We start from the raw sequence: 26,472 nt of genomic DNA on the forward strand, positions 1-26,472 counted from the left end.
CCCAGCGCGGTCGACGGCGCGTGCGCCGCCCTGCCTTACCTTGCTCACCCGATCAACCCGGCCAGATGTCGCCACAGGCCGTAGTTGCCGAGATCGTTGAAGGTCGCCAGCAGCATCAGCGCCAGCACCGCCACCAGCCCGCCGCGATACGCCCACTCCACCGCCTCGGGCGCCACAGGGCGCCGCCGTACCGCTTCGATCGCATAGAAGAGCAGATGCCCGCCATCGAGCATCGGCACTGGCAGCAGGTTGATGAACCCGAGATTGATCGACACCAAAGCGATCAGGAAAACGAACGCGTCCGGTCCCAGCGTCATCTGCTCGCCGGACACCTTTGCGATCGACAGCGGGCCGCCGAGTTCCTTGACCGACCGACGACCCGAAATGATCTGCCCGATCGTCTCGACCATCATCTCGACGATCTGTCCGGTACGCCGCACCGCGATCACCGGTGCTTCGAGCACGCCGACGGGTTCGATCACCGGAGCTGCCGGCGAGATACCGAGCAATCCGACCTTGTAGCTGTTGCCGAAGCGGTCGCGCTGTTCCTGCGTCCCGATCACCGCCTCGACGCTCGCGGGGGTCGTGCCGCGCAAATAGTCGACACGCACCCGCTCCCCCGCGCGGATCTTCACAAAGCGGACCATGTCCTCGAACGTCTCGACCGGTCGTCCGCCCAGCGCCGTCACCCGGTCGCCCGGCTGCAAGCCTGCCGCTGCCGCTGCGGTGCCGGGGATCGCCTGCCCGACCAAGCTGGGCGTCCGCGCGTCGCCGTAAGCGAGCGCGAAGCCGGCGAGGATCAGGATCGCGAGCACGAAGTTCACGAATGGTCCGGCGGCAACGATGATCGCGCGCTGCCAGACCGGCTTCGCCTGGAATGTCTGCGCCCGCTCCGCTGGAGAAAGGGCCAGCCACTCGCCGGTCGGCTGACTGGCCGGGTTCATGTCGCCCGCAAACTTGACGTAGCCCCCCAGCGGCAGCCACGCCAGCTTCCAGCGCGTCCCACGCTTGTCGGTCCACCCCACGACCTCGCGTCCGAAGCCGATCGAGAAGGCGTCTGCCTTCACGCCGAACCAGCGTCCGGCGAGATAATGCCCCATCTCATGGATGAAGACGAGCGGACCGATCACCAGAGCGAAGGCGAAGACGGTCAGCAAAAGTCCGGGTGTCTGGATCAAGCCACGCAATCCTTCACGCGCTCGCCCGCCAACTGTCGCGCTTCCGCGTCGACGTGGAGCACCGCGTCGAGCGTTTCCGGCGCGGCCGGGTCGTAGCGCTGCAACGTATCGTCGACGATTGCGGCGATTTCAAGAAAGCCGATCGCGCCTTTCAGGAAAGCGGCAACCGCCACTTCATTGGCGGCGTTCAGGATCGCTGGTCGTGCGCCCCCGGCATTGACCGCCGCCCGCGCCAGCGCCAGCGAGCGAAAGCGCATTTCGTCAGGGGCTTCGAAGTCGAGCCTGCCAATCTTCACGAGGTCGAGCGGCGCCATGGGCGTCGCCATTCGTTCCGGCCAGGCAAGGCAATGTGCGATCGGCACACGCATATCGCTGGGTCCCAATTGTGCGAGCATCGAGCCGTCGACATAATCGACCAGGCTGTGAATCACCGATTGCCGATGGATGACGATCTCGATCCGGTCGGCGTCGATCGGGAACAGCGCCGCCGCCTCGATCAACTCCAGCCCCTTGTTCATCATCGTCGCGCTGTCGACCGAGATCTTCGCGCCCATCGACCAGTTCGGATGCGCCACCGCCTGCGCAGGCGTCACGGACGCCATGTCCTCCAGCGACCAGTCACGGAACGGCCCGCCGCTTGCGGTCAGGATGATCCGCCGCACGCGATCGACCTGCGCGAGGTCGAGGCACTGAAAGATCGCATTATGCTCGCTGTCCGCCGGCAGCAGCGTCGCACCGTGCCGCGCCGCCGCTGCGGTGATGATCGCCCCCGCCGACACCAGCGGCTCCTTGTTGGCGAGCACCACCGTCCCGCCCTGCTCGATCGCCGCCAGCGTCGGGCGCAAGCCGGCGCAACCGACGATCGCCCCCATCGTCAAGTCCGCGCCGTTCGCCGCCGCCTCGCACACCGCCTGCGCGCCACCAGCGCTGGCGACGCCCGTGCCCGCGAGCGCGGTACGCAGCGCATCCAGGCATGATTCGTCCGCCACCACCGCCAGTTCGGCGTTGGTGCGGATCGCTGCCGCCGCCAGTCCGGCGACGTCGCAATTGGCAGTCAGCGCGCGTACGCGAAACGCCTCCGGCGCGCGCTCGACGAGGTCGAGCGTCGACGTGCCGACCGATCCGGTCGCGCCGAGAATGTTGACCGTCTTCATGCCGATCCGCCCGTCAGAACCAGCACCAGCGCCGCAGCCACCGGTGCGACCGGCACCAGTCCGTCCAACCGGTCGAGCACACCACCATGTCCGGGCAGGATATTGCCCGAATCCTTCACCCCGGCGCGCCGCTTGAGCCAGCTCTCGTAGAGGTCGCCGATCTGCGCCAGCACCGCCAGCGGCGGCGAGCAAAGCGCCAGCCCGAGCGGCAATCCCGCCGTGGCATGAAGCGACAGCCCCAGCGCGCCGGCGGCGATCGTCCCGCCGATCAGCCCGGCCCAGGTCTTGTTCGGCGACAGCTTCGGCGCCAGCTTCGGCCCGCCGATCGACCGACCTGCGAAGAATGCTCCGATGTCGCACGCCCATACCAGCGCCATTGCCCAAAAGGCGTAGAGCAGCCCGTGTTCGTCGTGGCGGCGCAGCACCACCAGCGCCAGCACCGGCACGCCGCAATACACCACACCTGCCGCCAGTCGCGGCATCTTGGTAACGATGACCACGAAGAACGCCGCGCCACCGATCAACCCGAGGGTGAAGAAGTCGTGCGGCTCGATGATCAGCCATGCCGGCGCCATCGTCGCCAGCGGCACGCTCAACGCCATCTGCGCCAGCCGTTTGGTCCTCGCGTCGACATGATGCAGGTCCGACCATTCGGCCATCATGAACAGCGCGATGACGACCGCCAGCAGCCAGAAGGCGATATCACCCACCACGAGCGCGACCGAGGCGACCGCGATCATCCCGACGCTGGCAATCATGCGCAATCGCAGGTTCGACGGCGTCCGCAGCTTGGCGTCGGGTGTCGGCGGGAGCGGAGCGTCGTCGCTCATGCGGGGCTGATCACAGCCCGCCGTAGCGACGCTGGCGACGGCCGAACGCATCGACCGCCGCGGCCAGCGCGTCGGCATCGAAGTCCGGCCACAGCGTCTCGACGAACAGCAATTCGGCGTACGCCGCCTGCCACAACAGGAAATTCGACAAGCGCTGCTCACCCGAGGTGCGGATCAGCAAGTCGAGCGGCGGCAGATCGTGGGTTTCCAGTTGCGCCTCGATCGCCTCGGCGTCGATCGACGCCGGATCGAGCGTACCGTCCGCGGCCCGCGCCGCCAGCGATTGCGCCGCTGCGACCAGTTCGGCTTGCGCGCCATAGTTCAACGCGATCGCCAGGATCGGCCCGCGATTGTCCGCGGTGCGGGCCAGCGCATCGTCGATCAACGCGACGACATCTTCGGGGAAGCGCCGATAGTCGCCCAGCACCCGCAAGCGCACGTCCTCACGCACCAGCTCGGCCAGATCGTTGCGGATGAACAGCTTGAGCAGCTTCATCAACCCGCCGATCTCGTCCGCCGGCCGCCGCCAATTCTCCGAAGAGAAGGCATAGAGCGTCAGCGCCTCGATCCCCATCGACCGCGCCGCGCGCGTTACCGCGCGCACCGCCTCGACCCCCGCGCGATGCCCCATCGCGCGCGGCAGCCGCCGGGCGGCTGCCCAGCGCCCGTTGCCATCCATGATGATCGCCACATGACGCGGCAGGACGGCGGGGGCGGCCTGCGGGATCGCCGCGGTCGCCATCAGAACCGTCCCCGAAGCGCTCGCAGCATCACTTGTTGAGAATTTCCTTCTCTTTCGCCGCCGATACGGCGTCGATCTCGGTGATCGTCGCGTCGGTCAGCTTCTGCACTTCGGTTTCCAACCGCTTGCGATCGTCTTCCGAAATGACGTTCTTCTTCTCGTCGGTTTTCAGCGCATCCATGCCGTCGCGACGCACGTTGCGCACCGCGATCTTGGCCTTCTCCGAATATTGCCCCGCGAGCTTCGCCAATTCCTTGCGGCGCTCCTCGGTCAGATCGGGGATCGGCAGGCGCAACGTCTGGCCGTCGTTGATCGGGTTGAGGCCGAGCCCCGCGGAGCGGATCGCCTTTTCCACCGGGCCGACGTTGGTCTTGTCCCAGACCTGCACCGACAGCATCCGCGGCTCGGGCACCGACACGGTCGCCACCTGGTTGAGCGGCATGTGCGCGCCGTAGACCTCGACGGTCACCGGATCGAGCAGCGACGTCGAGGCGCGGCCGGTCCGCAACCCGCTAAGATCGCCCCTCAACGCTTCGATCGCGCCGTTCATGCGACGCTCGAGATCGGCCTTGTCATACGCGGACATCGATAGTCTCCATCTTCTTCTGCACGACCGTCGACACGCCCTTGCCATCCAGCACGGCGGCGAAATTGCCGTGCTCACGGATGTTGAACACGACGATCGGAATATCCGAATCACGGCACAGCGCCACGGCGCTGGCATCCATCACCTTCAGATTCTTTGCCAGCACCATGTCGTAGCTGACCGTATCATAACGCTTCGCATCGGCGACCTTCTTCGGGTCGGCATCATAGACGCCGTCGACCGAGGTGCCCTTGAACAAGGCGTCGCAATTCATCTCGGCCGCGCGCAACGCCGCGCCGCTGTCGGTGGTGAAGAACGGCGACCCCACGCCCGCCGCGAAGATCACGACGCGGCCTTTCTCCAGATGTCGCTCGGCCCGGCGGCGGATGAACGGCTCGCACACCGAATGCATCGGGATCGCGGACTGGACGCGCGTATCGACGCCGATCGTCTCCAGCGCGTTCTGCACCGCCAGCGCGTTCATGACCGTCGCCAGCATTCCCATATAGTCGGCGGTCGCACGCTCCATGCCGTTCGCCGCGCCGGAAATGCCGCGGAAGATGTTGCCGCCGCCCACGACGACGCACAGCTCGTAACCCTGCGCCCGCACGTCGGCGATCTCCTCAGCGACGCGCGCCGTCACCGCCGTATCGATCGCGAGCCCCCCTGCCCCATCAGGACCTCGCCCGACAGCTTCAGCAGGATGCGTTTGTAGCGGGGCTCGGTCACATGAATTCCGTTGTAATGGGAGGGCGAAGCGGCGCGGACCCTAAGCGGCGGGTGCGCGACTGGCAATGGGTTGACACGATCCGGACGCTCGCCGCGCGTGGCACACATGCGAACCGCCGCCCCGGTCTGGACCGGAGCGGCGGCACGGTATCCGACCGGCACCACGGGAAAGCCCGCGATGCGGCAGATGGATCAGCCCTGCGGCACGCCCGAAGCGGCGGCGACTTCGGCGGCGAAGTCGGACACTTCCTTCTCGATGCCTTCGCCGAGCTGGAAGCGGACATAGTCCTTCAGCACGATCTCGGCACCGGCGTCCTTGCCGGCCTTCGCAACGACGTCGCTGATCTTGGTCTTGCCGTCCATGACGAACAGCTGGCTGACCAAAGCGTGCTCCTTGCGGTACTTGGCGATCGAACCTTCGACCATCTTGGCGATGATGTCGGCAGGCTTGCCCGACTCGGACGCCTTCTCGGTCGCGATCGCGCGCTCGCGCTCGATCTCGCCCTCGTCGAGGTCGTTCTCGTTCAGCGCCTTCGGGAAGGCGGCGGCGATGTGCATCGCGAGCTGCTTGCCCAGGCCCTGCAACACGTCGTCCGACGCGGTGCTCTCCAGCGCGACCAGCACGCCGATCTTGCCCAGACCCGGCGCCTGCTGGTTGTGGACATAGGCCACGACCGCGCCCTGCCCGACGCTCAACTGGCGCGCGCGGCGGATCGACTGGTTCTCACCGATCGTCGCGATGTTGTTGGTCAGCGCTTCGGCGACGGTGGTGCCCGACGGCATCGCCTCGGCCTTGATCGCCTCGACGTCGCCGCCGGTCGCCAGCGCGATCTGCGTCACGTCGCGGACGAAGTTCTGGAACTGCTCGTTCTTGGCGACGAAGTCGGTTTCCGAGTTGACCTCGACCGCCGCGCCCTTGGTGCCGGCGACGGCGACGCCGACCAGACCCTCGGCCGCGGTGCGGCTCGACTTCTTCTGCGCCGCGGCCAGGCCCTTGGTGCGCAGCCAGTCTAGCGCGGCGTCGGTGTCGCCACCGGCCTCGTTCAGCGCCTTCTTGCAATCCATCATGCCCGCGCCGCTCTTCTCGCGCAGGTCCTTGACCATCGCTGCCGTAATATCGGCCATTTGACTGTCCTCAGCTTTGATTGCGTCGACGCGCGACGATCGGGTCGATCGCCGCGCGTCGAACGGGAAACAGGGAGGCTCCCGCCATTACGGAGCCTCCGTGACATTCGCGCGTCGCTTACGCGGCGGCGGGTTCGCCTTCGGCAGGGGCCGGCTCGGCGGCCAGCGCCTCTTCGGCCGGCGGCTCACTCATCGCGCCCAGGTCGACGCCGCGGCTCGCCTGCTGCTGCTGGTTGCCACGGGTCGAAGCGATGGCGATCGCCTCGCAATACAGGCGGATCGCACGCGCGGCGTCGTCATTCGCGGGCACCGGGAAGGCGATGCCGTCCGGCGACACGTTCGAATCGAGGATCGCAACGACCGGGATGCCCAGCGTGTTGGCTTCCTTGATCGCCAGCTCTTCCTTGTTGGCGTCGATCACGAACATCACGTCCGGGATGCCGCCCATGTCGCGGATGCCGCCCAGCGACAGTTCGAGCTTGTCGCGCTCGCGCGTCAGCTGAAGGACTTCCTTCTTGGTGAGGCCCGCGGTGTTGCCCGACAGCTGCTCCTCGAGGTTCTTCAGACGCTTGATCGAGTTCGAGATCGTCTTCCAGTTGGTGAGCATCCCGCCCAGCCAGCGGTGGTTGACGAAATGCTGGCCAGCGCGACGCGCCGCCTCGGCGACCGGCTCCTGCGCCTGGCGCTTGGTGCCGACGAACAGCACCTTGCCGCCGGCCGCGACCGACTGGCTGACGAAGTCGAGCGCGCGCGCGAACAGCGGCACGGTCTGCGACAGGTCGATGATGTGGACGCCGTTACGCTCGCCGAAGATGTAGGGCTTCATCTTCGGGTTCCAGCGGTGGGTCTGGTGGCCGAAGTGCGCGCCGGTTTCGATGAGCTGCTGCATGGAGACGACAGGAGCCGCCATGGTGTGTTTTCCTTCCGGTTGAGCCTCTGGGGAGCGAGTGACGCGACCTTGAAGGCCAGCGCACCGGTTGATGGTGCTCCCCATGCGGGGTTGAGGCGCGAGCCTTAGCCGAAGCCGCCGCACGTCGCAACCTGCGTTCAGATGTTGACACCCGCGAACATAGATGGAACAAGCCGCTGGAACAGAGCGCGAACCATGTTGCTAAACGTCCGCTCTGAGGTTGATTCAGGAACCATGCCGCTGTGCAGGAATTTACAGTGGGACGGTTCGCACGATGTGCGAGGAGGCGATCATGACGACCTTTATGGCAGTAATGGTGTTCGGCGGCGCGGCGGCGCTGGCAATCTATGTGCTCGCCGCCACGGTGCTGCCGCAAGCGGCGCGGATCGCCGGGATCTTGCGCGGTGGGTCGTCCATCGCTCGGTTCGAACCGCTGTCGGCGCTGGTACGCGCCGAACGGCGGATCGCGGTCAGGCGCTGGGCGGCAGGTCCGGTGCTGGCCCCAATGACGTTGCGGTCGCGCGAAGCTGCTTGACCCGCGCATAGCTGGCGACGCTGAACGGCAATGCCAGCAGATAAGCGATCCCGGCCGCAGCGGCGGTCTGCCAGGGCGCGCTGACTGCTGCCGCACCGACCGCGACCACCACCACGATCGCCTCGAACCGGATGTTCGGTCGCAGCTTGAGCGATCCGGTCGAGAAGGTGGCAAGGCTCGACACCATCAACAACGCGACGCCCACCGTCCACGGTGCGACCAGGCGCGGATCGCGCAACAGCGGCGCTTCGGTCACGAACCAGAGAAAGAGCGGCAACAGCGCAAGCGCCGCGCCGGCGGGCGCAGGCACGCCGGTCAGGAAACCTGCCGATTTATGCGGTTGGTCGTCGGCATCGATATTGGCGTTGAAGCGCGCCAGTCGCAGCGCACAGAATACCGCCAGCACCAGCGCCGCCATCCAGCCGAACCGCGGCAGCGCGTGCAGCGACCAGAGATAGAGGATCAAGGCCGGTGAGACACCGAACGAGATCGCGTCGGAGAGCGAGTCGAGTTCCGCACCGAACCGGCTCTCGCCGTGCAACATACGTGCGACGCGGCCATCGAGCCCGTCGAGCACGCCGGCGACCAGCACCATCACCACCGCCAGCTCCCATTGCCCGGAGATCGCGAAACGGATCCCGGACAGGCCCGAGCAAAGCGCCAGAGCGGTTACGGCATTCGGCGCGACCGCGCGCAGCGGCAGCCCGCCCGGCGGGCGACGAAGCGGACGACGGATCGGTGGTCTCATGTCCGCGCGCCTATTGTGATTTGCCGGTGATGCGCAGCACGCCGACGCGCCCGAGCACCGTCTCGCCCGCGACCGCGCGCTGCCCCAGCGCGACCTGCGGTTCGTAGCCTTCGGGCAGATAGACGTCGACCCGGCTGCCGAAACGGATCAGCCCGATCCGCTGCCCGGCCGCCACGATGTCGCCGATCTTGGCAAACCCGACGATCCGCCGCGCGACCAGCCCGGCGATCTGCGTGAAACCGACGCGCCGTCCGTCGAATCCTTCGACGACGAAATGCTGACGCTCGTTTTCCTCGGATGCCTTGTCGAGGTCGGCGTTGAGGAACTTGCCCGAAATATAGACCACCTGCCGGACCGTCCCAGCGATCGGCGAGCGATTGATGTGAACGTCGAATACCGACATGAACACCGACACGCGCACCATCGTCCCCTCGCCGAGATCGCCGATCAACTCGCGCGGCACCGGCACGCGCTCGATCATCGTGATCAGGCCATCGGCGGGCGACACGATCAGATCGTCCCCGATCGGGGTGGTCCGCACCGGATCGCGGAAAAATGCGGCAACCCACAGGGTCAGGCCAAGGAACGGCCAGAAGAAGATCTTCGAGACGATCGTCATCAACAATGTGATGCCGAATGCGATAGCGGTGAACTTCTGCCCTTCGGGATGGACGGCAGGAAAGCGCCACTTGACGGTGGTCGTGACGACCGGTGGCTTGTCGAGCGAAGTCATCGCTTCGTCCTACCGGGGAAGCGCGTGGTGACAACGCCGTAGGTTGATCCCCGCCCCCTTCCCCCTATCGCCGCACCAAACCACCCACTCGAAGGACAAGCGAGCATGGCGAAGATCAAGGTAAAGACGCCCGTCGTGGAGATCGACGGCGACGAGATGACGCGGATCATCTGGGAATGGATCCGCGAGCGCCTGATCAAGCCGTACCTCGACATCGACCTCGATTACTACGACCTTGGCGTCGAGGAGCGTGACCGCACCGACGATCAGGTGACGATCGACAGCGCCAAGGCGATCCAGAAGTACGGCGTCGGCGTGAAGTGCGCGACGATCACCCCCGACGAGGCGCGCGTCGAGGAATTCGGCCTCAAGAAGATGTGGCGTTCGCCCAACGGCACGATCCGCAACATCCTGGGCGGCGTGGTCTTCCGCGAGCCGATCGTGATGAAGAACGTCCCCCGTTTGATCCCGGGCTGGACGCACCCGATCGTCGTCGGCCGTCACGCTTTCGGCGACCAGTACAAGGCCACCGACTTCAAGGTGCCCGGCAAGGGCAAGCTGACCATGAAGTGGGAAGGCGAGAACGGCGAGACGATCGAGCACGAGGTCTTCGACTTCCCCGCAGCCGGCGTCGCGATGGGCATGTACAATCTCGACGAGTCGATCCGCGATTTCGCGCGCGCCTCGCTCAACTACGGGCTCGGCCGCAACTGGCCGGTGTATCTGTCGACCAAGAACACGATCCTCAAGGCGTATGACGGTCGCTTCAAGGACATCTTCGCCGAAGTGTTCGAGAGCGAGTTCGTCGACCAGTTCAAGGCGGCGGGCATCGTCTACGAGCATCGCCTGATCGACGACATGGTCGCCTCGGCACTGAAGTGGAACGGCGAGTTCGTTTGGGCCTGCAAGAACTATGACGGCGACGTCCAGTCGGATCAGGTCGCGCAGGGCTTCGGCTCGCTGGGTCTGATGACCTCGGTGCTGATGACCCCGGACGGCAAGACGATCGAGGCCGAGGCGGCGCACGGCACCGTCACGCGCCACTATCGCCAGCATCAGCAGGGCAAGGCGACGTCGACCAACCCGATCGCGTCGATCTTCGCCTGGACCGGCGGCCTGAAGTATCGCGGCAAGTTCGACGACACGCCCGACGTGACGCGCTTCGCCGAGACGCTCGAGCAGGTCTGCGTCGAAACCGTCGAGAGCGGCGACATGACCAAGGATCTCGCGATCCTGATCGGTCCGGACCAGCGCTGGATGACCACCGAGCAGTTCTTCGAAGCGGTTCGCGTCAACCTCGAGAAGAAGATGGCCAACTGGGCCTGATTTGACGAACGGGCGGCGGACGATCGCTCCGCCGCCTGTTCTTCGGTGCGCCTGCCTTCTCCCGTCGTCCCGGACTTGATCCGGGATCCGGCTTCTTACTTCTATCGGCAGGAAGCGTCGTCCCGGACCAAGTTCGGGACGACGAACAGGGGTGTTCGGTGAAAAACACCGACGATCCTTCATCAAAACCTCGGGTGCCGGTCCGCCCTAGGCTGCGCTGACGCCCTCGGCGGCGACGCGCCCCTACCCACAAACCACACCCCGCACGCGCACGCGCTTCTGCACGTGGTCGACGGGCACGCGCGGCAGCTCCAGCACATAGCGCCCGCCCCGGTCGCATTGCAGCACGAACGCGCCATGCTCGCGCACCAACAATCCGGTTTCGTCGATGGGGGTGCCGATGCTGCTCATGGGCCGCACATGGCGATGTCGTCAGCGGCGCGCAATGCGCCGCCGAAACACGGTGGTGGGCCCGGCAGGACTCGAACCCGCAACCTAGCCGTTATGAGCGGCCAGCTCTAACCATTGAGCTACAGGCCCCGACACCGCGCCGCCCCGTAGCGCCGCTGCGCGCCCGCTGGCAAGCGTCTACGTCGCCCCACCGGTCGCGTGCCCTGCCGCATCCGTCTCGACCGCGGGCAGCAACAGCGTGAACAGCCCCGGTGCGATCACGAAGCGGCCGCCCAATTGGGTGGCGAGATTGCGCACGAGCCGAAGCGCGAATCCCACGCCCAGCAGCGGCGCGCCCTCGTCGCGCAAGGCATCCTCGTCGTCGAGCGCCAGCAGGCTCGCCTCGTCGCGCTCGGCGAAGGCGACCGGTGGCACCAGCGCGAGGGCGAGCGTGCCCACACCCCCGACCAGCGCGGTCGTCAGTTGCTCGCCCGGGGCTGCGGCCGACAGTGCGGCGGACAACAGCCGTGCGATCAACCGCTCGGCATCGTAGGGATCGATCGCCCAATTCGCATCGCGCACCGTCGGCAGCGTCAGTTCTGCGCGCCGCAACGCGGCGAGCGGCGCGAGGTCTTCGGCGATCCGCTGCAACAAGGGTGACGCGGGGGTGACGCCATCGCGCCGCTCCAGCGCATGGCCATCGATCCGCGCGGCGAGGTCGAGGTCCTCGATCGCGCCGATCAGGTCGGTGACGCGGCGCCGGATCTCGTTAGCACGATCGCGATACGGCGAGGCGACCGGCCCGAGCAATTGCTGCTCGATCAATTCCGAGAAGCCCGCGATCGCGCTCGCCGGAGTGCGCAGTTCGTGCACCAGTCGCCGCAATCCCTCGGCTCCGGCCGCGCGCTCGCGCTCCACGCCGCGCTCGGCGCGCTCGTCCGCCCGCGGGCGGCGCGCCTGGCCGCGCATCCCGGTGAAAGCGCCCGTCGCCTGATCGAACATCGGGACGCCTGCGATCCGCCATTCACCCGCGATCGCCGATCCACCCGGCACGCGCAGCCGCGCTCCCGAGAATGGCGCGCGCTTGCGGAACGCACCCGACGCCACGCCGTCCACCGCCGCACCAGCCCATACGCCGGCACGATGATCGAGCGTCAGCCCGATCACCGCGCCACGCGGCGCGGCGTCCAGCCAGCGGATCACCCCGGCCGCATCGGTCTCGAAGCGAAAATCGCTCAGCGGTCGGATCGGATCAGCACCGTCACGCTGGTGCGCGGCGATCCGCTCGACCAGATCGGCGATCTCGAAACGCACGCCGCCCGATGCACCGCTTTGGTCGCTCGCCTGCGCCTCGCGCGGAGCATAGCCGAGCCGGAAATCGGTCGCGCCGAAGCTTTCGAGCGCGCGTTCGACCGACGGGGGCAAGTCATGCCGCTGCCGCAGGACGCTCCGCCCGACCGGGGTCAGCCGCGGGAGCAGCGTCTCCCACTCCGACGCATCGAGTCGCACACCACGCAACGTCGCCATCGCCACGTCGCGCGTATCGATCGCGAACATCGTGACGAGCGGCAGCGGCGCATCGAACAGCGCCAGCCCGCGCGCGCAGGCGATCCGCACGTCCTCCGGCACCCGCTCGCGCAGATTCTCCAGCCGCGTCAGCAGCAGATCGTCCGCCGGAGCCCGCCGACGCGCGATCAGATCGACGAGTTGGCGATAGGTCGCGCGCGCACCCAGTGCCGAGCGCGCCTCGGCTGCCAACACGGTTTTCAGGCTGTCGTTGAAGCGCACGGAAACGATCGACCTCTTGGCTTTTGCGTATTTATCCCACCGCGTTCGTAGAGATGCGACCGCTTCGGAGCCATCGTCGAGTTTTGCGCGTCATCCCGTATTGAAGCAGCTTTCTACAATTGCGTTTGAGCGCAACAATCCTATAGCCGTCCACAAGGCTGGCTATCGCGAAAATACGCGACAAGTTGAGTGAGATATGATGACCCTGGACCGGATCGACCGTGAAATCCTCGCGCTCCTGCAGGAGGATGGCCGGATGACCAACGTCGAACTGGCCGAGCGGGTCGGCCTGACCGCACCGCCCTGCCTACGCCGCGTGCGCGCGCTTGAGCAGGCGGGCGTGATTCGTGGCTATCACGCCGAGTGCGATGCGACCAAATTAGGCTTCCCGATCACGGTGTTCGCGATGGTAAGCCTGCGCAGTCAGGCCGAACAGGACCTCGCGACCTTCGAGGCGCATGTCGCCGCAATCCCGGAGGTGCGCGAATGCCACATGCTCAACGGCGAGATCGACTTCATCCTGAAGATCGTCGCGCAGGACCTTGAGAGTTTCCAGCGCATCCTCACCACCAAGCTGACCTCGGCGCCGAACGTCACCAGCGTCAAGTCGTCGCTGACGATCCGCACCTTCAAGGCACAGGCCGGCGTCCCGATCAGCTGATCGCGCCATCCCAGCCACACGAAAAAGGGGCGACCCGCAGGCCGCCCCTTTTCTGTTTCGATCCGATCCGGTGCGGCTTATGCGACCGGCGGGTGATCAAGGAAATCGATCCACCACGCGGCGATATCCGCGCGCGGCGAACCGGTCACTGCCTGGAACGCGGTCTTCGCGCCGGCCTTGTCGCCCGAATTGGTGAGCGCGATCCCGAGCCGCGTGTTGACGACGTTCGCGTCGACACCACCCTTTTGCAGCGCAGCGCGGTACAGCGCGATCGCCTTCGGATATTCGCCGGTGCCCAGATAGGCGTCGGCGGTGCTGGCGGCGAGCTTGCCGTCCGCCGCCTTCATCGCGCGCGCCTCGACCGCCGCCATCGAACCCTCGTTCGAGATCGACTTGTTCGCCGCGGCCAGCAGGCTGCCGGCATCGGGGCTGCTCGCCGGGATCTTCCCCGCGGCCTTGCCCTCGGTCAGCACCGCCTTCGATTCCCACGGCAGGCCCTGATCGAAGGTCCACTGCGCGTAGATCTCATAGTCGTACTGATCGGCCAGCGCCTTGCCCGAGCGGAGCAGGCGATACAGATCGACCTTCTGCGACTTGTCGAGCGTCGCGATCGACTGCGGCTGGATGCCCCAGACCACCAGCATGTCGCGCCAGTTCTTCGCGGTCGGATAGGCGGTCAGATAGCGACGCATCCATGCGCGCGTCTCGGCGGCATTCTTCGCCTGGTTGTTGCGCGCGATCGCGTAGCGGAAGATGTCTTCCGACGGCTTCTGACCCGCGGCCATCTGCTCGTCGACCATCTTGGCCAGCGCCGCCGAACCACCGGCGATATCGCCCGAGTCCATCTTCAGCTTGACGAGCTGCAACGGCAGGTTCGGGTCGTTGTAGCCGAGCTGCTGCGCCTGCTCGAAGAAGCGCATCGCGCCCGCGGCATCCTTGGCGTTCGCCTGGATCACGCCGCGCTGATAGGCATATTTCGCCTTGTCGGCCGGCGCGGTGCGCGGGCTGGCGATCAGCGCGTCGAGCGGCGCGACGAGGTTGGCGTTGTTCGGACCACCCGGCTGGATGACCTCCAGATTGAGACGTAGCGCGGCGGCGATATACTTCTCGTCGTCGGTTTTGGCGGCAGCCTCGACGGCGGCGACCAGCGGCGCTGCGGTCGCGGCATCCTTGGCGGCGAGCGCAGTCTGCGCCTGCGCGGCCGGGCCACGGACCTCGTTGCTGAGCTTGAGCTGATCGCCCTTCTGCTCTTCCTTCTTCTTCTGTGCCATCGCCGGCTGCGACAATGCGACCGTCGCACCACCAGCCAGAAGCACAGCCATCACGGCGTTCGAAAGGGTCTTCATCGACACGTCTCTCCAGAATTCGCGGGCGTAACGCTCGGTCGCTGCTCTAGTGCCCAGCGCGCGCGTGTACAAGGAATGTACCGTTGCAATGCGTTGCCGCCGCTGAACCGCGATTGAACGCGGCAGGCCGCGGGAGTACGGCGCGGCGATGATCGCCGTTCTCTCGCCGGCCAAGACGCTGGACCTCGAAACCCCGCCTCCCTTCCCCGCCACGCCCGCGCGCTTCGCGACCGAGGCGGCGACGCTTGCCAAGGCCGCCTCGCATCTGACGCAGAAGCGCCTTTCCGAACTGATGAAGATCTCGCCCGCGCTCGCCAAGCTCAATGCCGATCGCTTCCGCGACTTCGACGCCGCCGCGGAACGCCCCGCGCTCTACACCTTCGCCGGCGACGTCTACACCGGGCTGGAGGCGACGACGCTCGACGAGCCGTCGGTGCGCTTCGCGCAGGATCATCTGCGATTGCTGTCCGGGCTCTACGGGCTGCTGCGTCCGCTCGATAGTATGCGCCCATACCGGCTGGAGATGGGCACCCGCTGGGCACCCCGCCGCGACAAGCTCACCGACTGGTGGGGGCCGCGCATCGCCGACGCGCTCGCCACCGACGTCGAGGCGGAGGGTTCGGGCATTGTCCTCAACCTCGCCAGCAACGAATATTGGGAAGCGGTCGCGGGCAGGCTCCCCGCCGGCATCCGCGTCGTCGCGGTCGATTTCCGCGAGGCCGACGATCGCTTCGTCAGCTTCCACGCCAAGAAGGCGCGTGGGATGATGGCGCGCTATCTGGTCGAGCATCACGTCCCCGATCTCGACGGCATGAAGGCGTTCGACACCGCCGGCTATCGCTTTGACGCCGATGCCAGCGACGATGCGCGCTGGACCTTCCGGCGGGTGGCCTGATGCGCGCGATCGTCATCGGCGCCAGCGGCGGGATCGGCGCAGCGCTCGCCGACGCGCTGGCGGAGGAAGAGAATGACGTCGTCCGCCTCACCCGCGCCGACCTGGACCTGACCGACGAGCCGACGATCGCCGCCGCAGCCGCCCGTGTCGGCAAGGCCGATCTGGTGATCGTCGCCACCGGGCTGCTCCACGACCCCGATCACGGCCCGGAGAAGGCCCTCCGTGATCTCGATCCGGTTTGGCTGGCCAAGCAATATGCGGTGAATGCGATCGGCCCCGCGCTGGTCGCCAAGCACTTTCTCCCGATCCTCCCCCGCACCGGTCGCTCGGTGTTTGCGGCGCTGTCGGCGCGCGTCGGCAGCATTTCCGACAACCGGCTCGGCGGCTGGTACGGGTATCGCGCCAGCAAGGCGGCGCTCAACCAGCTGATCCGCACACTGGCGATCGAGGACAAGCGCCGCAACGATCGCGGCATCGTCGTCGGGCTCCACCCCGGCACGGTCGATACGCGCTTGTCGAAACCGTTCCAGCAAAGCGGGCGCGACCTGTTCCAGCCCGATCGCGCCGCGGTACAGTTGCTCGACGTGCTCGACGCCCTGAAGCCGACCGACAGCGGCAAGCTGTTCGCATGGGACGGCGCAGAGATCGCGCCGTGAGCCGCAATGACGTGCGGTGATACCTGGCGTCCTCCCGCCGAAGCGAGCCTGACGCTCGCCCATCCCGGTCGCCGCGGGCGTGACTTTGCGCGACGCGCGGCCTAGACACGCGCCTGAAACGAATCCGTAAAAGAAAGTACATCCAGTTGGCCGACGACACCGTCCTCGCCGATCCTTCCGCTATCGCCCCCATCTCCATCGTCGAGGAGATGAAGACCAGCTACCTCGACTATGCGATGAGCGTCATCGTGGCGCGCGCGCTGCCCGACGTGCGCGACGGGCTGAAGCCGGTGCATCGCCGCATCCTGTTCTCGGCGAACGAAAGCGGGTTCCTCTACAACCGCCCGTATCGCAAGTCTGCGCGCATCGTCGGCGACGTGATCGGTAAATATCACCCGCACGGCGACAGCTCGATCTACGAAGCCCTCGTCCGCATGACGCAGGACTGGTCGATGCGGCTGCCGCTGATCGATGGTCAAGGCAACTTCGGCTCGATGGACCCCGATCCCGCCGCGGCGATGCGTTATACCGAAGCGCGCTTGGCGAAGTCCGCCAATTATCTGATGGACGACCTCGATAAGGACACGGTCGACTTCCAGCCCAACTATGACGGCTCGGAACGCGAGCCGCAGGTGCTGCCGGCGCGCTTCCCCAACCTGCTGGTCAACGGTGCCGGCGGCATCGCGGTCGGCATGGCGACCAACATCCCGCCGCACAATCTCGGCGAAGTCGTCGACGCCTGCCTCGCTTATATCGACAATGGCGCGATCACGACCGAAGAGCTGATGGAGATCGTCCCCGGTCCGGACTTCCCGACCGGCGCGATCATCCTAGGTCGCGCAGGCGCGCGCTCGGCCTATGAGACCGGGCGCGGCTCGGTGATCGTGCGCAGCCGTCACAAGATCGAAACCGGCCGCGGCGACCGTACCTCGATCGTGCTGACGGAAATCCCGTTCCAGCAGGGCAAGAACGCGCTGGTCGAGAAGATCGCCGAGGCTGCCAAGGACAAGCGGATCGAAGGCGTCAGCGACATTCGCGACGAATCGAACCGTGAAGGCGTCCGGATCGTCATCGACCTCAAGCGCGACGCGACGCCCGAGGTGGTGCTCAACCAATTGTGGCGCCACACGCCCGCGCAGGGCTCGTTCCCCGCGAACATGCTCGCGATCCGCGGCGGTCGCCCTGAGCTGCTCAACCTGCGCGACATCATCAGCGCGTTCGTGCAGTTCCGCGAACAGGTCATCACGCGCCGCGCCAAGTTCGAGCTGAACAAGGCGCGCGAGCGCGCCCACATCTTGCTCGGCCTCGTCATCGCCGTCACCAACCTCGACGAAGTCGTACGGATGATCCGTGGCTCGTCGAGCCCGGCCGAGGCGCGCGGCAAGTTGCTGGCGCGCGAATGGCCGATCGCCGAGATCGCGCCGTATCTGCGATTGGTCGAGGCGCTGGAGACCGATGTCGCAGGTGATACGTATCGCTTGTCCGAAGTTCAGGTCCGCGCGATCCTCGACCTGCGCCTCCACCGCCTTACCGCGCTGGGTCGCGACGAGATCGGCGACGAACTCAAGACACTGGCCGATCTCGATCTCCGAATTGCTCGCGATCCTCTCCGACCGCGTGAAGCTCTACGCGGTGATGCGCGATGAATTCCGCGAGGTGCGCGAGCTGTTCGCGACGCCGCGCCGCACCGAGATCGCCGCCGCCGCCGACGGGATCGACGACGAGGATCTGATCGAGCGCGAGGACATGGTGGTGACCGTCACCATGGCCGGCTACATCAAGCGCACGCCGCTTGACGCGTTCCGTGCGCAGGCGCGCGGCGGCAAGGGGCGCGCCGGCATGGCGACGAAGGACGAGGACGTCGTCACCAAGCTGTTCGTCACCTCGACGCACACGCCCGTCCTGTTCTTCTCCACGCTCGGCCGCGTCTATCGCATGAAGGTCTGGCGCCTGCCCGAGGGCGGGCCGGCGACGCGTGGTCGCCCGATGATCAACCTGCTCCCGCTCGAACAGGGCGAGACGATCTCGACCGTGCTTCCGCTGCCCGAGGACGAGGCGGAATGGGGCAAGCTCCACGTCATGTTCGCGACCGCCAAGGGATCGGTCCGCCGCAACTCGATGGATGCGTTCACCAACGTGCCGTCGAACGGCAAGATCGCGATGAAGTTCGAGGGCGAGGATGCCGACGACCGGCTGATCGGCGTGGCGTTGCTCGAAGAGGGCGACGATGTGCTGCTCGCCACGCGCGCCGGTAAGGCGATCCGCTTCGCTGCCGACGAGGTCCGCGAGTTCCAGAGCCGCAACTCGACCGGCGTCCGCGGCATCTCGTTGAAATCCGACGATCATGTCATCTCGCTCTCGGTGCTCCACCGCGGCGACGTGCGCGATCAGGAGGAGCGCGACCTCTATCTGCGCAACGCGCCGTGGAAGGATCGCGAAGGCGATCTGTCGATGCCGCTCGACCGTTTCGAGAAATTGCGTGCCGAGGAACAGTTCATCCTCACCGTCTGCGCCAATGGTTATGGCAAGATGAGTTCGGCGTATGAATATCGCCGCACCGGGCGTGGTGGTCAGGGGATCACCAACATCGACAATATCGCGCGCAACGGCCTGGTCGTCGCCAGCTTCGCGACCACAAAGACCGAGCAGTTGATGCTCGTCACCGATCAGGCGAAGATGATCCGGATGCCGCTCGGCTCCTTGCGGGTGATCGGTCGCGGTTCAGCGGGCGTGCGGCTGTTCAACGTCGCCAAGGACGAGCATGTCGTCTCCGCCGCGCGGATCGACGAGGAGCCCGAGCCCGAGGATGCCGCCGAGGCGATGGTCGCCGAGGAACTGGCTGGCGAGCAGGCGGTTGCCCCTGTCGATGACGCGACGATCGGCGACGATGCCGCCGCCGGCCCGGAGGATGGTGAATGACCGCCACGCCGCTGACCGCCTATAAGGTCCTGACCGCCGAGCAGATGGCGATGCTGGAGCAGGACGGGCGGTTCGGCGGCGCGCCGGTCGACGTGGCGGACGGCTACATCCATTTGTCGACTGCTGCGCAGCTTGCCGAGACGATCGACAAGCATTTCGCCGGCCAGGCCGACCTGCACGTCGCCGCCGTCGACCTCGCCGCACACGGCGATGCGATAAGGTGGGAGGAGTCGCGCGGCGGCCAGCTCTTCCCGCATCTCTACGGCGAAATGCTGCTGGAAACGGTCATTGCCTACGGTCCGCTCGACCGTCGCGCCGATGGCACGGTAAAGCTCCCCACTACCGGCTGATCGCGCTCACGCCACGAACAGGTCGACGACCTCTCGCCCTTCCCCCACCGCCTGCAGCAACAACGTGCGGTGGCAGCGGCACGGATCGCGCTCGTAACACAGCAACGCGCTCGGCAGCTCCTCCACCAGCGCCAGCATCTGCGCCGCCTGCCCCTGCGCCTCGGGCAGCTCCAGCTGATCCTCATACACCGCTGTCAGCGTCGCGACGTCGCCCTTCTTCGCCGCGTCGCGCCCGCGCTTCGGCGTCCCCAGCGCCTTGAGATGCACATAATCGATCCCCGCCTCGGCGAGCGACGCCGCCAGCGACGACTTGGAAAACCCCGGCCGTCGCGACAGTGGCAACGCCCGCACGTCGATCACCCGCCGCACGCCCGCCCCCTGCAACGTCGCGATGAACCCGGCCATCGTCACGCCTTCATAACCGATGGTATAGATCGTCATGCACCCGGAGGTGGTCGCGCGCCGCTGACAAGACAAGCCGCACCCGCTATCCGCGCGGCATGACGTATGACATTCATATAGTGGGCGGCGGGCTCGCCGGGTCGGAAGCCGCGTGGCAATTGGCCGAGGCCGGGTTCAAGGTCCGCCTGTCGGAGATGCGCGGCAGCGGCGACACGACCCCCGCCCACCATACCGACGATCTCGCCGAACTGGTCTGCTCGAACAGCTTCCGCAGCGACGATGCCGACAGCAATGCGGTCGGTCTGCTCCACCAGGAACTCCGCGCGCTCGGCTCGCTGATCCTGCGTGAAGGTGACCGTCACCGCGTCCCGGCCGGCTCGGCACTGGCGGTCGACCGCGACGGTTTCTCCGCCGCCGTCACCGCCGCGGTGGCTGCGCACCCGAACATCACGGTCGTGCGCGAACGGATCGACATCCTCCCCGACACCCCCGCGATCATTGCCACCGGGCCGCTCACCGCGCCCGGCCTGTCGGAACGGATCGCCGCCGAGACCGGCCGCGACTCGCTCGCCTTCTTCGACGCGATCGCCCCGATCGTTCATCGCGACTCGATCGACATAAAGACCGCGTGGTTCCAGTCGCGCTGGAACAAGGGCGAAGGCACCGACTATATCAACTGCCCACTCGACAAGGACCAGTATCACGCCTTCGTCGCCGCGCTGATCGATGGCGAGAAGACTGAATATCGCGAATGGGAAAACGTCCCCTATTTCGAAGGCTGTATGCCGATCGAGGTGATGGCGGAGCGCGGGCCGGAAACGTTGCGCTTCGGGCCGATGAAAGGGGTCGGTCTCGACGACCCGCGCACCGGCCGCTGGCCGTACGCCTGCGTCCAGCTTCGCCAGGACAATGCGCTCGGCACGCTCTGGAACATCGTCGGCTTCCAAACCAAGCTCAAGCATGCCGAGCAGGTCCGACTGTTCCGCACCATCCCCGGGCTCGAGAACGCCGAGTTCGCGCGGCTCGGTGGGCTTCACCGCAATACCTTCCTGCGCTCGCCCGAATTGCTCGACGGGACGTTGCGGCTCCGTTCGCGCCCGAACATCCGCTTCGCCGGGCAGATCACCGGCTGCGAGGGCTATATCGAGAGCGCCTCGATCGGCTTGCTCGCCGGCCGTTTCGCGATTGCCGAACTGCGTGGCGAGACGCTGGCGCCGCCGCCGGTCGAAACCGCGCTCGGCGCCTTGTTGTCGCACATCACCGGAGGCGCGGAGGCGGACAGCTATCAGCCGATGAACGTCAACTTCGGGCTCTTCCCGCCGATTCCCGGCCGCACGAAGAAGGCCGATCGCAAGAAGATGTACACCGACCGCGCGCGTTCGGCACTGGCGGAGTGGCTGGCGGCCTGACCTCTCCCGTCATTGCGAGCGTAGCGAAGCAATCCAGAGCCGGACCAGGACGCCCTGGATTGCTTCGCTACGCTCGCAAGGACCGATCGACGCGACCTACACCGGGATCGCCGTCGTATATTTCGTCATCGACAGCGCGAAGTGCGACGATGCCCCGGCCACCGACGGGTGCCCGAGCATCACCTGCATGAGGAAATGATTATAGTCGCTGACATCCGCCACGACGATCCGCAGCAGATAGTCCCATTCCCCCGACATCGAGAAGCTCTCGACGATCTCCGGCCGCCCATCGACGAACTGCTCGAACGCCTGCCGCGCCTCGATCGCATGGCTCCGCATCCGCACGTTGCACAGCACATTAACCCCGCGCCCCACCGCTGCGGGATCGACCAACCGCACGGTTCGCGTCAGGATCCCCGCCGCTTCCAACGCCTTGACCCGCCGCCAGCACGATGCCGACGACGCCCCGACGCTTTGCGCCAGATCGGCGTTGCTCAGCGTGCCGTCCGCCTGCAAGGCCGAAACGATGCGGCGGTCAATGGCGTCAAGTTGATCGGCCTGGTTCATGGCGAGGGGCTATAACGCTGCAAGCGTTTCATCGAAAGCTCCAGATAGTGCATTTCTGATAAGCATTGATCGCGCCCCTGTGCGATCATCGCGAACATGGCAGATGCAGCGATTACCCGACCCAAAGGAGCAGCAGCCGATTGGACGATCCCACAGGGCTGGGACGCGTACACGGCCGAGGAACACGCCACCTGGGATACGCTGTTCGCGCGCCAGATCGAGATGCTCCCCGGCCGGGTAACGCCGGAGTTCATGGCCGGCCTCGACGTCCTTCGCCTCTCCCGGCCGGGCATCCCCGACTTCGAAGAACTTTCCGAACGGCTGATGAAAGCGACCGGCTGGCAGGTCGTCGCGGTGCCCGGCCTCGTTCCCGACGACGTCTTTTTCGATCACCTCGCCAACCGACGTTTCGTCTCGGGCAACTTCATCCGCCGCCCCGATCAGCTCGACTATCTTCAGGAGCCCGACGTCTTCCACGACGTCTTCGGACACGTCCCCCTGCTCGCGAATCCGGTCTTCGCCGATTACATGCAGGCATACGGACAGGGCGGGCAGCGCGCCGCGGCGATGGGCGCGATCGATCGCCTGTCGCGGCTCTACTGGTACACCGTCGAATTTGGGCTGGTCCGCTCGGGTGAGGGCCTGGCACTCTACGGCGCCGGCATCGTTTCCTCGCGATCCGAATCGATCTTCGCGCTCGACGACGCCTCCCCCAACAGGATCGGCTTCGACCTCAAGCGCGTCATGCGCACGCGCTATCGGATCGACGACTTTCAGCAGAGCTACTTCGTCATCGACAGTTTCGAGGACCTGCTCGACCAGACGCTCAACACCGATTTCGCCCCGCTTTACGCCGAGCTGGAAGGCCAGCCGGATCACGACCCGGAGACGATCCTGCCCGACGACCGCGTCTACACGCGCGGCACGCAAGCGCACGCGCGCGGCTAACCTCTTCACCTGAAAGGCCCGACCATGACCGATCCCGCCAACCCGCTCGGCCTCGCCGGCTTCGAGTTCTGCGAATTCACCTCGCCCGATCCCGACACGCTTGCCGGCCAGTTCGAACAGATGGGCTTCGTCGCCGCGCATCGGCATCCGACCAAGCAGGTGACGCGCTACGTGCAGGGTCGCATCAACCTGCTGCTCAACCGCGAGCCGACCGGTCAGGCCGCGGATTTCCGCGCGCTTCACGGCCCGTCGGCGAGTGGGATGGCGTTCCGCGTCGCCGATCCGAAGTCGGCGTACGACCATGCGCTCGCCGAGGGCGCGACCGCGGTCGACGCGGCAGCGGGGACGCTCGGCGATGGCAGTTTCCCGATCGAGGGGATCGGCGGCAGCTACCTCTATCTCGTGAAGGCGGGCGAGGACCTGTACGCCGATTGGGAGGAAGTCCCCGGCTGGCGCGAGGCCGCCGAGCAGAATAATGTCGGGCTCGATATCCTCGACCACCTCACCCACAACGTCCGTCGCGGCGAGATGCGGACGTGGTCGAGTTTCTACGGCCGCCTGTTCGGGTTCGAGGAGCAGAAGTTCTTCGACATCAAGGGCAAGGCAACCGGGCTGTTCAGCCAGGCGATGATCGCCCCCGATCTCGCGATCCGCATTCCGCTCAACGAGAGCAAGGACGAGACGTCGCAGATCGAGGAATTCATCCGTGAGTACAACGGCGAGGGCATCCAGCATCTCGCACTGACGACCGACGATATCTACGAAACGGTCGAGAAGCTGCGCGCGCGCGGCGTGCGGTTGCAGGATACGATCGAGACCTATTACGAACTGGTCGACAAGCGAGTCCCCGACCACGGCGAGGACCTCGCTCGATTGAAGCGCAACCGCATCCTGATCGACGGCAATGTCGGCGACGAGGGCATCCTGCTTCAGATCTTCACCGAGAATATGGTCGGCCCGATCTTCTTCGAGATCATTCAGCGCAAGGGCAATCAGGGCTTCGGCAACGGTAATTTCCAGGCGTTGTTCGAGAGCATTGAGCTGGACCAGATCCGGCGCGGCGTGGTGAAGGTGGACGCGTAGCGTCCACCAAACGCGCGCACGACGGTGCGCGCCCGCGCCCAGCCGGCACGGGAAGCCGGGCCTTCGGGCACGGCTTTGCCGGGTCCGATGGCCCGGCGTTGACAGGAGAGAGCCATGCCCGACACGTCCCGCTACCATCCCGGCTTCGGTAACCACGTGTCGACCGAGGCTGTGCCCGGTGCGCTCCCGATCGGTCGCAACTCCCCGCAGCGCGTTCCATTCGGCCTCTACACCGAGCAGCTCTCCGGCACGGCCTTCACTGCCCCGCGGCACGAGAATCGTCGTAGCTGGCTCTACCGCCTCCGCCCGACCGCGCAGCACCCGGCCTTCACCCGCTACGACGGCGCGCCGCATCTGCGCGCCGCCCCTTTCGACACCCCTCCGTCTCCCAACCGGATGCGCTGGGATCCGCTACCCTGGCCCGCCACGCCGACCGACTGGCTCGATGGCCTCATCACTTATGGCGGTAACGGCAGCGTCGCCGAGCAGACCGGCGTCGCGATGCACCTTTATGCCGCGACTGCCGACATGGACCGCGCCTTCTTCTCCGCCGATGGCGAGTGGTTGATCGTACCGCAGGACGGTCGTCTCGCGATCGACACTGAACTTGGCCGGATCGACGTCGCCCCGCTGCAGATCGTCGTCATCCCACGCGGCGTCCGCTTCCGCATTGCGCTCCCGGACGGCCGCGCGCGCGGCTATGTCCTTGAGAACCACGGCGCGCCGTTCCGCTTGCCCGACCTCGGCCCGATTGGCGCCAACGGTCTCGCCAATCCCCGCGATTTCGAGACACCCGTCGCTTGGTTTGAGGATCGCGACGAACCCTGCATCGTCATCCAGAAATTCCAGGGCGCGCTCTGGCAGACCACGCTCGACCATTCGCCGTTCGACGTGGTGGCATGGCACGGCAACCTCGCCCCGTATCGATATGATCTGACACGCTTCAATACCATCAACACCGTCTCGTTCGACCACCCCGATCCGTCGATCTTCACCGTCCTCACCTCACCGAGCGACACCCCCGGCACCGCCAATTGCGACTTCGTGATCTTCCCCCCGCGCTGGATGGTCGCAGAGGGCACGTTCCGCCCGCCGTGGTTCCATCGCAACGTCATGAGCGAGTTCATGGGGCTGATCGCCGGCGCCTACGACGCCAAGGAAGGTGGTGGCTTCGTCCCCGGCGGCGCGAGCCTCCACAACCAGATGAACGGCCATGGCCCCGATCAGGCTAGCTACGAGAAAGCGGTCGCAAGCGACTTGAAACCCGTCAAAATCGACGGGACGATGGCCTTCATGTTCGAGACGCGCCATGTCGTGCGCACCACCGAATGGACGCAAGCCTCGCCGACGATGCAGCTCGATTACGATGACGTCTGGCGCGGCTTTCCCAAGGCGACACTGCCACGGTGACCCACCGGGCTGGAAAATGCCGTCGACCCTGCTAGCGTGCGCCTCATGCAGTTTCTCAAGATCCTGTTCTGGTCGCTGCTGGCGTTCGTCGCCGCGGTATTCACGTTCGGCAATTGGACCAATGTCACCGTCCAGCTGTTCGGCGGGCTGGTTGCGGAGGTGAACCTGCCGCTGCTGCTGCTCGTCACTTTCCTGCTCGGCTTCGTGCCGACGCTGATCTACCAGCATTGGGTACGCTTCCGCCTGCGCCAGCGCCTGACCGCGGCGGAACGCGCGACCGAAAGTGCCCTCGCCGCGGTCCGCGGCATCGAGACGCCGCCCGTCGTCACACCGCCTGCGCCCCCTGCGAACGGAGCCGAGTAATGGCCAGCCGCATCTTCGTCGCGCTCGACACTCCCGATCTCGATCGCGCCCGCACCCTGGCGCAGAAGGTTCGCCACCATGTCGGCGGGATCAAGCTCGGTCTGGAGTTCTTCTGCGCGCACGGCCCCGCAGGCATCCGCGCGATGGAAGAGATCGGGCTCCCCGTCTTCCTCGACCTGAAGCTCCACGACATTCCCAATACCGTCGCCAAGGCGGTGCAATCGCTTGCCGGGCTCGCCCCCGCCGTCCTCACGGTGCACGCAAGCGGCGGCCGCGCGATGCTGGAGGACGCCAAGGCCGCCGCGCATCCCTCGACCAAGGTGGTCGCGGTGACGATGCTCACCAGCCTCGACGAGGACGACCTCGCCGCGACCGGGATCGCAGGCAGCGCGCACGATCATGTCCTGCGTCTCGCCGATCTGGCGCGCGAGGCCGGGCTCGACGGCATCGTCTGCTCGGGTGCCGAGGTGAAGGCCGCACATGCCGCATGGCCGAAAGGCTATTTCGTCGTCCCCGGCGTCCGCCCCGCCGACGGCGACATCGGCGACCAGAAGCGCGTCGTCACCCCGCGGATGGCGGTCGACCATGGCGCATCGATGCTGGTGATCGGCCGCCCGATCACGCAGGCCGAGGACCCGGACGCCGCCGCCCGCGCGATCGCCGCGACGCTTTAACGCGTTGTTGGCAGC

General features: G+C 66.4%; 26 protein-coding genes, 1 tRNA gene and 2 pseudogenes. 13 read left to right on the top strand and 16 right to left on the bottom strand.

Features of this window, described 5'->3' with window-relative positions:
• Positions 1–44: 44 nt before the first annotated feature.
• The 8 genes and pseudogenes from QP166_RS07700 to rpsB form a co-directional block, all read right to left on the bottom strand.
• Positions 45–1,178, bottom strand: a complete 1,134-nt coding sequence (locus QP166_RS07700) for a M50 family metallopeptidase (protein ID WP_333915387.1) — start codon at positions 1,176–1,178, stop codon at positions 45–47.
• Positions 1,175–2,332, bottom strand: a complete 1,158-nt coding sequence (locus QP166_RS07705) for a 1-deoxy-D-xylulose-5-phosphate reductoisomerase (protein WP_333915388.1) — start codon at positions 2,330–2,332, stop codon at positions 1,175–1,177. Before QP166_RS07705 ends, QP166_RS07700 begins: the two co-directional genes overlap by 4 nt.
• The gene (locus QP166_RS07710) at positions 2,329–3,162 is read right to left on the bottom strand and encodes a phosphatidate cytidylyltransferase (protein ID WP_333915389.1); all 834 of its coding nucleotides are present in this window, start codon (positions 3,160–3,162) and stop codon (positions 2,329–2,331) included. Before QP166_RS07710 ends, QP166_RS07705 begins: the two co-directional genes overlap by 4 nt.
• Positions 3,163–3,172: 10 nt before the next feature.
• Positions 3,173–3,904: an isoprenyl transferase gene (locus QP166_RS07715; protein ID WP_333915390.1), complete on the bottom strand. Its 732-nt coding sequence runs from the start codon at positions 3,902–3,904 to the stop codon at positions 3,173–3,175.
• Between the two features lie 28 nt (positions 3,905–3,932).
• A complete protein-coding gene (gene frr / locus QP166_RS07720) occupies positions 3,933–4,490 on the bottom strand; it encodes a ribosome recycling factor (protein WP_333915391.1) in 558 nt (185 codons plus the stop codon).
• Positions 4,477–5,219, bottom strand: a pseudogene (gene pyrH / locus QP166_RS07725) (UMP kinase). The gene frr and the pseudogene pyrH overlap by 14 nt, the downstream one beginning before the upstream one ends.
• A gap of 192 nt (positions 5,220–5,411) precedes the next feature.
• Positions 5,412–6,344 carry a translation elongation factor Ts gene (tsf, locus tag QP166_RS07730; protein ID WP_333915392.1) on the bottom strand — a complete coding sequence of 311 codons (933 nt, stop codon included), beginning with the start codon at positions 6,342–6,344 and terminating at the stop codon, positions 5,412–5,414.
• Positions 6,345–6,462: 118 nt separating this feature from the next.
• Positions 6,463–7,254 (bottom strand): 30S ribosomal protein S2, encoded by a 792-nt coding sequence (gene rpsB, locus QP166_RS07735; RefSeq protein WP_333915393.1) that lies wholly within the window; start codon positions 7,252–7,254, stop codon positions 6,463–6,465.
• Positions 7,255–7,546: 292 nt separating this feature from the next.
• Between rpsB and QP166_RS07740 the strand changes: the two genes are divergently transcribed.
• Positions 7,547–7,789, top strand: coding sequence for a hypothetical protein (locus QP166_RS07740; RefSeq protein ID WP_333915394.1), 243 nt, complete (start codon positions 7,547–7,549; stop codon positions 7,787–7,789).
• Here QP166_RS07740 and QP166_RS07745 read toward each other — a convergent pair.
• Positions 7,725–8,537, bottom strand: coding sequence for a CDP-alcohol phosphatidyltransferase family protein (locus QP166_RS07745; protein ID WP_333915395.1), 813 nt, complete (start codon positions 8,535–8,537; stop codon positions 7,725–7,727). The two genes, QP166_RS07740 and QP166_RS07745, sit on opposite strands and share 65 nt — an antisense overlap.
• 10 nt (positions 8,538–8,547) lie before the next feature.
• Positions 8,548–9,270 carry a phosphatidylserine decarboxylase gene (locus QP166_RS07750; RefSeq protein WP_333915396.1) on the bottom strand — a complete coding sequence of 241 codons (723 nt, stop codon included), beginning with the start codon at positions 9,268–9,270 and terminating at the stop codon, positions 8,548–8,550.
• A 105-nt stretch (positions 9,271–9,375) separates the two neighbouring features.
• Here QP166_RS07750 and QP166_RS07755 point away from each other — a divergent pair, with 105 nt between their 5' ends.
• Positions 9,376–10,596 carry an NADP-dependent isocitrate dehydrogenase gene (locus tag QP166_RS07755; protein ID WP_333915397.1) on the top strand — a complete coding sequence of 407 codons (1,221 nt, stop codon included), beginning with the start codon at positions 9,376–9,378 and terminating at the stop codon, positions 10,594–10,596.
• Between the two features lie 243 nt (positions 10,597–10,839).
• Here the strand turns inward: QP166_RS07755 and QP166_RS07760 are convergent, their stop codons facing one another.
• The 3 genes from QP166_RS07760 to QP166_RS07770 all read right to left on the bottom strand — a co-directional run bounded on the left by QP166_RS07760 (position 10,840) and on the right by QP166_RS07770 (position 12,774).
• Positions 10,840–11,007, bottom strand: a complete 168-nt coding sequence (locus QP166_RS07760) for a DUF5818 domain-containing protein (RefSeq protein WP_333915398.1) — start codon at positions 11,005–11,007, stop codon at positions 10,840–10,842.
• Between the two features lie 53 nt (positions 11,008–11,060).
• Positions 11,061–11,136, bottom strand: a tRNA-Ile gene (locus QP166_RS07765).
• Between the two features lie 48 nt (positions 11,137–11,184).
• Positions 11,185–12,774, bottom strand: coding sequence for a sensor histidine kinase (locus QP166_RS07770; protein ID WP_333915399.1), 1,590 nt, complete (start codon positions 12,772–12,774; stop codon positions 11,185–11,187).
• A gap of 199 nt (positions 12,775–12,973) precedes the next feature.
• Here QP166_RS07770 and QP166_RS07775 point away from each other — a divergent pair, with 199 nt between their 5' ends.
• Positions 12,974–13,435, top strand: coding sequence for an Lrp/AsnC family transcriptional regulator (locus QP166_RS07775; RefSeq protein WP_333917290.1), 462 nt, complete (start codon positions 12,974–12,976; stop codon positions 13,433–13,435).
• Between the two features lie 77 nt (positions 13,436–13,512).
• Here the strand turns inward: QP166_RS07775 and QP166_RS07780 are convergent, their stop codons facing one another.
• Positions 13,513–14,757 carry a hypothetical protein gene (locus QP166_RS07780; protein WP_333915400.1) on the bottom strand — a complete coding sequence of 415 codons (1,245 nt, stop codon included), beginning with the start codon at positions 14,755–14,757 and terminating at the stop codon, positions 13,513–13,515.
• A gap of 172 nt (positions 14,758–14,929) precedes the next feature.
• Here QP166_RS07780 and QP166_RS07785 point away from each other — a divergent pair, with 172 nt between their 5' ends.
• From QP166_RS07785 to QP166_RS07800, 4 genes and pseudogenes are all read left to right on the top strand, one after another.
• Complete coding sequence (locus QP166_RS07785; RefSeq protein ID WP_333915401.1) at positions 14,930–15,676, top strand: YaaA family protein; 747 nt, start codon at positions 14,930–14,932, stop codon at positions 15,674–15,676.
• Positions 15,676–16,332, top strand: a complete 657-nt coding sequence (locus QP166_RS07790; RefSeq protein ID WP_333915402.1) for an SDR family NAD(P)-dependent oxidoreductase — start codon at positions 15,676–15,678, stop codon at positions 16,330–16,332. Before QP166_RS07785 ends, QP166_RS07790 begins: the two co-directional genes overlap by 1 nt.
• Positions 16,333–16,478: 146 nt before the next feature.
• Positions 16,479–19,251 (top strand): annotated as a pseudogene (gene gyrA, locus QP166_RS07795) (DNA gyrase subunit A).
• Entirely contained in the window at positions 19,248–19,601 is a 354-nt protein-coding gene (locus QP166_RS07800) for a DUF952 domain-containing protein (protein ID WP_333915403.1), read from the top strand. The pseudogene gyrA and the gene QP166_RS07800 overlap by 4 nt, the downstream one beginning before the upstream one ends.
• Before the next feature lie 6 nt (positions 19,602–19,607).
• On the opposite strand, the gene QP166_RS07805 is transcribed toward QP166_RS07800, so the two are convergent.
• On the bottom strand, positions 19,608–20,042 hold the full coding sequence (locus QP166_RS07805) for a DUF488 domain-containing protein (protein ID WP_333915404.1): 435 nt from the start codon (positions 20,040–20,042) through the stop codon (positions 19,608–19,610).
• Between the two features lie 59 nt (positions 20,043–20,101).
• Between QP166_RS07805 and trmFO the strand changes: the two genes are divergently transcribed.
• Positions 20,102–21,412 (top strand): methylenetetrahydrofolate--tRNA-(uracil(54)-C(5))-methyltransferase (FADH(2)-oxidizing) TrmFO, encoded by a 1,311-nt coding sequence (trmFO, locus tag QP166_RS07810; RefSeq protein WP_333915405.1) that lies wholly within the window; start codon positions 20,102–20,104, stop codon positions 21,410–21,412.
• A 96-nt stretch (positions 21,413–21,508) separates the two neighbouring features.
• Here trmFO and QP166_RS07815 read toward each other — a convergent pair whose 3' ends face one another.
• Complete coding sequence (locus tag QP166_RS07815) at positions 21,509–21,979, bottom strand: Lrp/AsnC family transcriptional regulator (RefSeq protein ID WP_333915406.1); 471 nt, start codon at positions 21,977–21,979, stop codon at positions 21,509–21,511.
• Between the two features lie 96 nt (positions 21,980–22,075).
• Between QP166_RS07815 and phhA the strand changes: the two genes are divergently transcribed.
• The 5 genes from phhA (at position 22,076) to pyrF (ending at position 26,457) form a co-directional block, all read left to right on the top strand.
• Positions 22,076–22,927: a phenylalanine 4-monooxygenase gene (gene phhA / locus QP166_RS07820; RefSeq protein WP_333915407.1), complete on the top strand. Its 852-nt coding sequence runs from the start codon at positions 22,076–22,078 to the stop codon at positions 22,925–22,927.
• A gap of 24 nt (positions 22,928–22,951) precedes the next feature.
• On the top strand, positions 22,952–24,010 hold the full coding sequence (gene hppD / locus QP166_RS07825) for a 4-hydroxyphenylpyruvate dioxygenase (RefSeq protein ID WP_333915408.1): 1,059 nt from the start codon (positions 22,952–22,954) through the stop codon (positions 24,008–24,010).
• Positions 24,011–24,124: 114 nt separating this feature from the next.
• Positions 24,125–25,420 carry a homogentisate 1,2-dioxygenase gene (gene hmgA, locus QP166_RS07830; protein WP_333915409.1) on the top strand — a complete coding sequence of 432 codons (1,296 nt, stop codon included), beginning with the start codon at positions 24,125–24,127 and terminating at the stop codon, positions 25,418–25,420.
• Positions 25,421–25,465: 45 nt separating this feature from the next.
• Positions 25,466–25,783 (top strand): lipopolysaccharide assembly protein LapA domain-containing protein, encoded by a 318-nt coding sequence (locus QP166_RS07835; RefSeq protein WP_333915410.1) that lies wholly within the window; start codon positions 25,466–25,468, stop codon positions 25,781–25,783.
• A complete protein-coding gene (gene pyrF, locus QP166_RS07840; protein ID WP_333915411.1) occupies positions 25,783–26,457 on the top strand; it encodes an orotidine-5'-phosphate decarboxylase in 675 nt (224 codons plus the stop codon). Before QP166_RS07835 ends, pyrF begins: the two co-directional genes overlap by 1 nt.
• The last annotated feature ends 15 nt before the right edge of the window (positions 26,458–26,472 follow it).

The organism is Sphingomonas sp. LR60 (assembly GCF_036855935.1).
In the GTDB taxonomy this organism is placed as follows: Bacteria; Pseudomonadota; Alphaproteobacteria; order Sphingomonadales; family Sphingomonadaceae; genus Sphingomonas.

Excerpts from the sequence above, each read along its gene's own strand:
- QP166_RS07780 (WP_333915400.1), bottom strand. The coding sequence starts at position 14,757 with ATGGCTGTGCTTCTGGCTGGTGGTGCGACGGTCGCATTGTCGCAGCCG.
- QP166_RS07705 (WP_333915388.1), bottom strand. The coding sequence starts at position 2,332 with ATGAAGACGGTCAACATTCTCGGCGCGACCGGATCGGTCGGCACGTCG.
- rpsB (WP_333915393.1), bottom strand. The coding sequence starts at position 7,254 with ATGGCGGCTCCTGTCGTCTCCATGCAGCAGCTCATCGAAACCGGCGCG.
- QP166_RS07835 (WP_333915410.1), top strand. The coding sequence starts at position 25,466 with ATGCAGTTTCTCAAGATCCTGTTCTGGTCGCTGCTGGCGTTCGTCGCC.
- hppD (WP_333915408.1), top strand. The coding sequence starts at position 22,952 with ATGACCGATCCCGCCAACCCGCTCGGCCTCGCCGGCTTCGAGTTCTGC.
- phhA (WP_333915407.1), top strand. The coding sequence starts at position 22,076 with ATGGCAGATGCAGCGATTACCCGACCCAAAGGAGCAGCAGCCGATTGG.
- QP166_RS07785 (WP_333915401.1), top strand. The coding sequence starts at position 14,930 with ATGATCGCCGTTCTCTCGCCGGCCAAGACGCTGGACCTCGAAACCCCG.
- trmFO (WP_333915405.1), top strand. The coding sequence starts at position 20,102 with ATGACGTATGACATTCATATAGTGGGCGGCGGGCTCGCCGGGTCGGAA.
- tsf (WP_333915392.1), bottom strand. The coding sequence starts at position 6,344 with ATGGCCGATATTACGGCAGCGATGGTCAAGGACCTGCGCGAGAAGAGC.
- QP166_RS07815 (WP_333915406.1), bottom strand. The coding sequence starts at position 21,979 with ATGAACCAGGCCGATCAACTTGACGCCATTGACCGCCGCATCGTTTCG.
- QP166_RS07745 (WP_333915395.1), bottom strand. The coding sequence starts at position 8,537 with ATGAGACCACCGATCCGTCGTCCGCTTCGTCGCCCGCCGGGCGGGCTG.
- QP166_RS07790 (WP_333915402.1), top strand. The coding sequence starts at position 15,676 with ATGCGCGCGATCGTCATCGGCGCCAGCGGCGGGATCGGCGCAGCGCTC.
- QP166_RS07740 (WP_333915394.1), top strand. The coding sequence starts at position 7,547 with ATGACGACCTTTATGGCAGTAATGGTGTTCGGCGGCGCGGCGGCGCTG.
- frr (WP_333915391.1), bottom strand. The coding sequence starts at position 4,490 with ATGTCCGCGTATGACAAGGCCGATCTCGAGCGTCGCATGAACGGCGCG.
- hmgA (WP_333915409.1), top strand. The coding sequence starts at position 24,125 with ATGCCCGACACGTCCCGCTACCATCCCGGCTTCGGTAACCACGTGTCG.
- pyrF (WP_333915411.1), top strand. The coding sequence starts at position 25,783 with ATGGCCAGCCGCATCTTCGTCGCGCTCGACACTCCCGATCTCGATCGC.
- QP166_RS07800 (WP_333915403.1), top strand. The coding sequence starts at position 19,248 with ATGACCGCCACGCCGCTGACCGCCTATAAGGTCCTGACCGCCGAGCAG.
- QP166_RS07775 (WP_333917290.1), top strand. The coding sequence starts at position 12,974 with ATGACCCTGGACCGGATCGACCGTGAAATCCTCGCGCTCCTGCAGGAG.
- QP166_RS07805 (WP_333915404.1), bottom strand. The coding sequence starts at position 20,042 with ATGACGATCTATACCATCGGTTATGAAGGCGTGACGATGGCCGGGTTC.
- QP166_RS07750 (WP_333915396.1), bottom strand. The coding sequence starts at position 9,270 with ATGACTTCGCTCGACAAGCCACCGGTCGTCACGACCACCGTCAAGTGG.
- QP166_RS07760 (WP_333915398.1), bottom strand. The coding sequence starts at position 11,007 with ATGAGCAGCATCGGCACCCCCATCGACGAAACCGGATTGTTGGTGCGC.
- QP166_RS07710 (WP_333915389.1), bottom strand. The coding sequence starts at position 3,162 with ATGAGCGACGACGCTCCGCTCCCGCCGACACCCGACGCCAAGCTGCGG.
- QP166_RS07715 (WP_333915390.1), bottom strand. The coding sequence starts at position 3,904 with ATGGCGACCGCGGCGATCCCGCAGGCCGCCCCCGCCGTCCTGCCGCGT.
- QP166_RS07755 (WP_333915397.1), top strand. The coding sequence starts at position 9,376 with ATGGCGAAGATCAAGGTAAAGACGCCCGTCGTGGAGATCGACGGCGAC.